The sequence below is a fragment of the Amycolatopsis sp. NPDC006131 genome, assembly GCF_040614175.1.
GTDB classification, from domain to species: Bacteria; Actinomycetota; Actinomycetes; order Mycobacteriales; family Pseudonocardiaceae; genus Amycolatopsis_E; species Amycolatopsis_E tucumanensis.
On record NZ_JBEXTX010000199.1, the window covers coordinates 1 to 6750 of the forward strand.

Below are 6750 nucleotides of genomic sequence, written 5' to 3' on the forward strand. Positions count from 1 at the left end.
GGCCGCGCGCGCCTCGGCTTCGGCGAGCCGGTCGCGCATCGGCTGGCGCCACAGGTGGCAGATGGCCAGCGCGAGCGCGTCGGCCGCGTCGGCGGGGCGCGGCGCCTGCGCGAGCCCGAGCAGCCGGGTGACCATGCCGGTGACCTGCGCCTTGTCCGCGCGGCCGCTGCCGGTGACAGCGGCCTTGACCTCGCTCGGCGTGTGGAACACGACCGGCAGCCCGCGGCGGGCGGCGGCCAGCGCCACCACTCCCCCGGCCTGCGCGGTGCCCATCGCGGTGCGCACGTTGTGCTGGCTGAAGACGCGCTCCACGGCAACCGCCTCCGGGCGGTAGATGTCCAGCCAGTGCTCGACGGCGTCGGAGACCGCGAGCAGGCGCCGTTCCAGCGTGTCGTCGACCGGGGTGCGGACGACGTCCACCGCGACGCAGCTGACGGTGCGGCCGGTCCCCCCGTCCACCACGCCGAGCCCGCACCGGGTCAGCCCGGGGTCCACGCCGAGCACTCGCACCGATCACCCTCCTGCCGCCGAACACGCGTTCGAGGTGAGGCTACCGCGCCGGGCCACCCCGGCCCGGCAGGACGCGCCGGGGCCGATGATCGTCCTTTATGGACCGTCAACGCCGGGGGTCCAGCTCTCCGGCGCGCCGCTCTCGGTCAGCACCGGCTGCCAGTCGGCGAACCCCTCCGGCGCGTCCGCGCTCCACGGCCAGTGCCCGTCCGGCGTGGCGACGATGATCTGCAGCGCGGGGAAGTCGCCGTCCGGGTAGACGAGGAACGCGCTGCCGAGGTACTCGAGGTAGTGCCCCTTGGCGACGCGCTCGAAGGTGACCGGCACGCCCTCGAAGAAGTCCTCGTAGACCTTGCCCGGCACGAACTCCTCGCCGTTGGCGGCGCGGTCCACGTAGGCGTCGAGCAGGACCGGCGCCATCTGCTCGGGCAGCCCGACGACGACGGCCTCGGGGACCTCGTGCAGCGCCCACACGCACGCCGTGAACGCGTACCCCGCGCCGGAATCGTCGGCCGCCACGGAGATCACCGCGTTGCCACGGGTCTCGGCCTGGTTGACGATCCACTCGAGGAGCTCGGATTCTTCGGGCGCGAGGGTCTCGGTCACGGGCGGCATTCTGCCGTACGCGGGTGGCGGCGGCACAGCCCCCGGTGGTGGAAAATTCCCGTTGCACACCAAGGGCCCTCCGGCTGCGCGCCGGAGGGCCCTTGGGAGAACGCGGGTCGTTACGCGCCGACCTCTTCGAGCACCTCGTCGCTCACATCGAAGTTGGCGTACACGTTCTGGACGTCGTCGCAGTCCTCCAGCGCGTCGATCAGCCGGAAGACCTTCTTGGCGCCCTCGGCGTCCAGCGGGACGCTGACCGACGGCAGGAACGTCGGGTCGGCCGACTCGTAGTCGTAACCGGCGTCCTGCAGCGCCTTGCGGACGTTGATCAGGTCGGTGGCCTCGGAGACGATCTCGAAGTTGTCGCCGAGGTCGTTGACCTCCTCCGCGCCCGCGTCGAGGACGGCCATCAGGACGTCGTCCTCGGACAGGTCGTTCTTGGGCATGATCACCACGCCCTTGCGGTTGAACAGGTACGACACCGAGCCCGGGTCGGCGAGCGAACCGCCGTTGCGGGTCAGCGCGGTGCGCACCTCGCCCGCCGCGCGGTTGCGGTTGTCGGTCAGGCACTCGATCAGCACGGCGACGCCGTTGGGGCCGTAGCCCTCGTAGTTGATCGTCTGCCAGTCCGCGCCGCCCGCTTCCTCACCGGCGCCGCGCTTGCGCGCGCGCTCGATGTTGTCCTGCGGGACCGAGTTCTTCTTCGCCTTCTGGATGGCGTCGTAGAGGGTCGGGTTGCCCTCGGGATCGCCCCCGCCGGTCCGCGCGGCGACCTCGATGTTCTTGATGAGTCTCGCGAACAGCTTGCCACGCTTGGCGTCGAGGGCGGCCTTCTTGTGCTTCGTGGTGGCCCACTTGGAGTGGCCGCTCATCTCTCCTCCGTCTCGCTCGTCGTCGCCGCGTCCCGCACCATCTCCACGAACAGGCGATGGACCCGATCGTCACCGGTCAGCTCCGGGTGGAAGGCCGTGGCGAGCACCGGCCCCTGCCGGACCGCGACGATCCTAGCGCCGCTGCCCTCGGCGCCGGGCACCGTGGCCAGCACCTCGACCCCGTCGCCTGCTTTTTCCACCCACGGGGCGCGGATGAAGACCGCGTGCAGGGGACCGCCGGGCAGCGCCGCGAAGGCCAGGTCCTCCTCGAAGGAGTCCACCTGGCGGCCGAAGGCGTTGCGCCGGACGATCACGTCCAGCGCGCCGAGCTGGTGCTGGTCGGGGCGGCCGTCCAGGGCCTGCTTCGCGAGCAGGATCATGCCCGCGCACGAGCCGAAGGCGGGCAGCCCCGCCGCGAGCCGCTCGCGGAGCGGGCCGAGCAGCTCGAAGGTTTCGAGCAGGCGCGACATGGTGGTGGACTCGCCGCCGGGCAGGACGAGCCCGTCGACGGCGGCCAGCTCGGACTCGCGCCGCACGGCGACGGCGCGCCCGCCCGCGCTCTCGACCATGGCGGCGTGCTCCCGCACGTCCCCCTGCAGCGCGAGAACGCCGATCACCGGTACCGCGGACACCTGACCTCCTGGAACACGTCGAAAACCACTGCGGGACCACGCGGCGGGGGCCGGCCGCGCCCGCGACCGGCCCCCGGGCGGAGGACTACCAGCCGCGCTCGGCGAGCCGGTGCGGCTCCGGCACGTCGTCCACGTTGATGCCGACCATCGCCTCGCCGAGGCCCCGGGACACCTTCGCGATCACGTCCGGGTCGTCGTGGAACGTGGTGGCCTTGACGATCGCCTCGGCGCGCTTCGCGGGGTCGCCGGACTTGAAGATGCCGGAGCCGACGAACACGCCCTCGGCGCCGAGCTGCATCATCATCGCCGCGTCGGCCGGGGTCGCGATGCCGCCCGCGGTGAACAGCACGACCGGCAGCTTGCCCTTCTCCGCCACCTCGCGCACCAGCTCGTAGGGCGCCTGCAGCTCCTTGGCGGCGACGTACAGCTCGTCCTCCGGCAGCGACGTGAGCCGCCGGATCTCGGCGCGGATCTTGCGCATGTGGGTGGTCGCGTTGGAGACGTCGCCGGTACCCGCCTCGCCCTTGGAGCGGATCATCGCCGCGCCCTCGTTGATGCGGCGCAGCGCCTCGCCCAGGTTCGTCGCCCCGCACACGAACGGCACGGTGAAGGCCCACTTGTCGATGTGGTTGGCGTAATCGGCGGGGGTGAGCACCTCGGACTCGTCGATGTAGTCGACACCGAGCGACTGCAGCACCTGCGCCTCGACGAAGTGGCCGATCCGCGCCTTGGCCATGACCGGGATGGAGACGGTGTCGATGATGCCCTCGATGAGGTCCGGGTCGCTCATCCGCGCCACCCCGCCCTGCGCGCGGATGTCGGCGGGCACGCGCTCGAGCGCCATGACGGCCACCGCGCCGGCGTCCTCGGCGATCTTGGCCTGCTCGGGGGTGACGACGTCCATGATCACGCCGCCCTTGAGCATCTCGGCCATGCCCCGCTTGACGCGGGCGGTGCCCCGTTCGGGCGTGGCGGAACTGCTGGACTGAACTTCGGACACGACAGAACGCCTTTCACGAAACACAGAGGGGGTTCGGGGTCCAGTCTAGGTTTCGGTGGACCGCTCCCCCAGGCCAGTTCGCCGCGATCTCAGCAGTCCACTTTCGCTCCGCAGGCGCAACCTGCCCGCGCGGGGTTGCCGGACCATGCTCGCCGGGTGTGTGATCGAGGACACACCTTTCGACAGCGTCGTCCCCCGGGGAGCCCGTCATGGCCGACAAACAAGCCCGCACCGTCGATGCCGGAGCCGCGGTCGCTGTGGACGACCCGGTCAAGGTCCGCAACGTGGTCCTGGTCGGGCCGTCCGGCTCCGGCAAGACCACCCTCACCGAGGCCCTGCTCGCGGTGTCCGGCACCGTGACCAGGGCCGGTTCCGTTGTGGAGGGCACCACGGTCTGCGACCACGACCCGGCGGCCGTGCGCCAGCAGCGCTCGGTCGGGCTCTCCGTCGCGCCGGTGATGCACGACGGGCACAAGATCAACCTGATCGACACCCCCGGTTACGCCGACTTCGTGGGCGAGCTGCGGGCCGGGCTGCGCGCCGCCGACGCCGCGTTGTTCGTGGTGTGCTCGGCCGAGGGCGTCGACCCGGCGACGGTGGCCATCTGGGAGGAGTGCGCCGCGGTGGGCATGCCGCGCGCCGTGATCGTCTCCCGGCTGGACCACCACCGCGCCGACCCCGAGGGCGAGATCGCCGCGTGCCAGGACGCGTTCGGCGCCGGCGTGCTGCCGCTGTACCTGCCGGCGAGCGGCCCGGAGCCGGGTCTGGTCGGGCTGATCACACGGCGGCTGTACGACTACTCGGACGGCTTCCCGCCGCGCCTGGGCGAACCGTCGCCGGCGGACCTCGAGCGGCTGACCGAGGCGCGCAACGAGCTCATCGAGGGCATCATCGCCGAGAGCGAGGACGAGACCCTGATGGACCGCTACCTCGCGGGCGAGGAGATCAGCGAGGACACGCTGATCGCGGACCTGGAGACGGCGGTGGCGCGCGGGTCCTTCCACCCGGTGATCCCGGTGTGCGCGGCCACCGGCGTGGGGCTGGCCGAGGTGCTCGATGGCATCGTCCGCGCGTTCCCGTCGCCGCTGGAGCACAAGCTGCCGCCGGTCACCACGCCCGAGGGCGCCCCGCACCCCGAGCTGAGCACCGACCCGGACGGGCCGCTGGCCGCCGAGGTGGTGCGCACCGCCGTCGACTCCTACGTCGGGCGGGTGTCGCTCGTCCGGGTGTTCTCCGGGACGCTGCGGCCCGAGCGGCCGGTGCACGTGTCCGGGCACGGCATGGCCGAACGCGGTCACGAGGACCACGACACCGACGAGCGGGTGGCGCACCTGTACTCCCCGCTGGGCGCGAACCTGCGCGAGGTGCCCTACTGCGTCGCCGGGGACCTGTGCGCGCTGACGAAGGTCGGGTCGGCCGAGACCGGCGACACCGTCTCCTCCCCCGACCACCCGCTGCTGATGCGCCCGTGGCCGATGCCCGAGCCGCTGCTGCCGGTGGCCGTCGTGGCGCGCAACCGCAGCGACGAGGACGCCTTGGCGCGCAACCTGTCCCGCCTGGTGGCCGGCGACCCGACGCTGCGGCTGGAGCGCAACGCCGAGACGGCGCAACTGGTCCTGTGGTGCATGGGCGAGGCGCACGCGGACGTCGTGCTGTCCCGGCTGCGGGCCGGCGGGGCCGAAGTGGACACCGAGCCGGTGAAGACGAGCCTGCGCGAGACGTTCGCCGGGCCGGCGAAGGGGCACGGGCGGCACGTGAAGCAGTCCGGCGGGCACGGCCAGTACGCGGTGTGCGACATCGAGGTCGAACCGCTGCCGCGGGGCGCCGGGTTCGAGTTCGTGGACCGGATCGTCGGCGGGGCCGTGCCGCACCAGTTCATCCCGAGCGTGGAGAAGGGGGTGCGGGCGCAGCTGCAGCGCGGGCTGGTGGCCGGCTACCCGGTGGTCGACGTGCGGGTGACGCTCGTCGACGGCAAGGCGCACAGCGTGGACTCCTCGGACGCGGCGTTCCAGACCGCGGGCGCGCTGGCGCTGAAGGAGGCCGCCGCGAACGGGCGCGTGGTGCTGCTCGAACCGCTGGACGAGGTCGACGTCCGGGTGCCGGACGAGTACCTGGGCGCGGTGCTCGGCGACCTGTCCGCGCGGCGCGGCCGGGTGCTGGGGACGGAGTCGGTGAGCGGCGGGCGGAGCATCGTGCGCGCCGAGGTGCCCGCGACCGAGCTGCTGCGGTACACCACAGAGCTGCGGTCGCTGAGCTCCGGGACGGCGACGTTCACCCGCAGGCACACGCGCTACGACCCGATGCCGGAGAACCTGGTGGCGGCGCACGCCTGAAATTCACGGGCGCGGGCCGCGGTGGGGTGCCTATTCTCGCCGCATGCGCTACCACGAGGACGCCGAGGTGCTGGCGGCGATCGGGACGGCGATCGGGGAGCACCGGATCACCGTCCGGCTGCCGCGTGCGCTCGCCGAGGCCGCCGTGGCCGCCTGGCAGCGCGACGAGACCGGGCCGGTGGAGCCGGAGAGCCCGGAGCAGTGGGTGCTGCGGGACCGGGCGGCCGAACTGGCGCTGATCGGGCTCGGGGTGTCCGAGCGGGGCCGGGCCGAGGGGGACTTCGTGGTGGTGGACCTGGATGTGGCCGCGGCGGGCGCCGCGGTGCGAGCCGCGCGGGAGTGAGCCGGAGGCGGCACTCGCGCAGCGGCCGGCGCGGCGCGGAACTGGCGCAGGGCAGCGCGGCGCGCGGCAGAGCGGAACTCGCGCAGGGCGGCGTGCATGGCGGAGCGGAACTCGCACCCGCACGTGAGGAACACGCGCGGCGAAGCCGCGGCGCGGGCGGCGCTCGGCCGCTCCCGGACGCGGAACTCGCGCCCGGGACCGGGGTTCGCGCACGACCCGCTCGACGGGCGCGCTCGTGGGCAGGCATCAATCCCGCGGTGGGCGAGGTCCGCCCCGCCGGGGCGCGCTCAGCGGGCGAATAACCGCCGGACCGGCCGTTGCGACCTGCGCAGGGCCGCTCGGCGCCGCGCGGGCGGCACCCGGACGCGGAAGTCGCGTCCGTGAACGGGGTTCGCGCACAACGCGCGGTTGGGAAGAGCACACTTCTGAACTCCAGTCACTAATATAGGAATCT

Annotated in this window: 7 protein-coding genes; 2 read left to right on the top strand and 5 right to left on the bottom strand. The window is 73.0% G+C overall.

The annotated features are described in order from the left end of the window. The 5 genes from ruvC to pdxS form a co-directional block, all read right to left on the bottom strand. Positions 1 to 510 (bottom strand): crossover junction endodeoxyribonuclease RuvC (ruvC, locus tag ABZ215_RS42740; protein WP_354956605.1); only part of this gene is annotated, 510 nt, incomplete at its 3' end. A gap of 96 nt (positions 511 to 606) precedes the next feature. Beyond that, the gene (locus ABZ215_RS42745; protein ID WP_237335667.1) at positions 607 to 1125 is read right to left on the bottom strand and encodes a DUF4262 domain-containing protein; all 519 of its coding nucleotides are present in this window, start codon (positions 1123 to 1125) and stop codon (positions 607 to 609) included. Positions 1126 to 1235: 110 nt separating this feature from the next. Beyond that, positions 1236 to 1988 (bottom strand): YebC/PmpR family DNA-binding transcriptional regulator, encoded by a 753-nt coding sequence (locus ABZ215_RS42750; protein ID WP_020420710.1) that lies wholly within the window; start codon positions 1986 to 1988, stop codon positions 1236 to 1238. Beyond that, on the bottom strand, positions 1985 to 2620 hold the full coding sequence (pdxT, locus tag ABZ215_RS42755; protein WP_020420711.1) for a pyridoxal 5'-phosphate synthase glutaminase subunit PdxT: 636 nt from the start codon (positions 2618 to 2620) through the stop codon (positions 1985 to 1987). The genes ABZ215_RS42750 and pdxT overlap by 4 nt, the downstream gene beginning before the upstream one ends. A gap of 85 nt (positions 2621 to 2705) precedes the next feature. After that, positions 2706 to 3620, bottom strand: coding sequence for a pyridoxal 5'-phosphate synthase lyase subunit PdxS (pdxS, locus tag ABZ215_RS42760; protein WP_027936254.1), 915 nt, complete (start codon positions 3618 to 3620; stop codon positions 2706 to 2708). Positions 3621 to 3829: 209 nt separating this feature from the next. On the opposite strand from pdxS, the gene ABZ215_RS42765 reads away from it, so the two are divergent. Next, positions 3830 to 5953, top strand: a complete 2124-nt coding sequence (locus tag ABZ215_RS42765; RefSeq protein WP_020420713.1) for an elongation factor G-like protein EF-G2 — start codon at positions 3830 to 3832, stop codon at positions 5951 to 5953. Positions 5954 to 5996: 43 nt separating this feature from the next. Then, entirely contained in the window at positions 5997 to 6296 is a 300-nt protein-coding gene (locus tag ABZ215_RS42770) for a hypothetical protein (protein WP_354956607.1), read from the top strand. The last annotated feature ends 454 nt before the right edge of the window (positions 6297 to 6750 follow it).

What these genes read in the sequence shown, in the direction of transcription:
- ABZ215_RS42745 (WP_237335667.1), bottom strand. Translation starts at nt 1,125, where the DNA reads ATGCCGCCCGTGACCGAGACCCTCGCGCCCGAAGAATCCGAGCTCCTC.
- ABZ215_RS42750 (WP_020420710.1), bottom strand. Translation starts at nt 1,988, where the DNA reads ATGAGCGGCCACTCCAAGTGGGCCACCACGAAGCACAAGAAGGCCGCC.
- ABZ215_RS42765 (WP_020420713.1), top strand. Translation starts at nt 3,830, where the DNA reads ATGGCCGACAAACAAGCCCGCACCGTCGATGCCGGAGCCGCGGTCGCT.
- ABZ215_RS42770 (WP_354956607.1), top strand. Translation starts at nt 5,997, where the DNA reads ATGCGCTACCACGAGGACGCCGAGGTGCTGGCGGCGATCGGGACGGCG.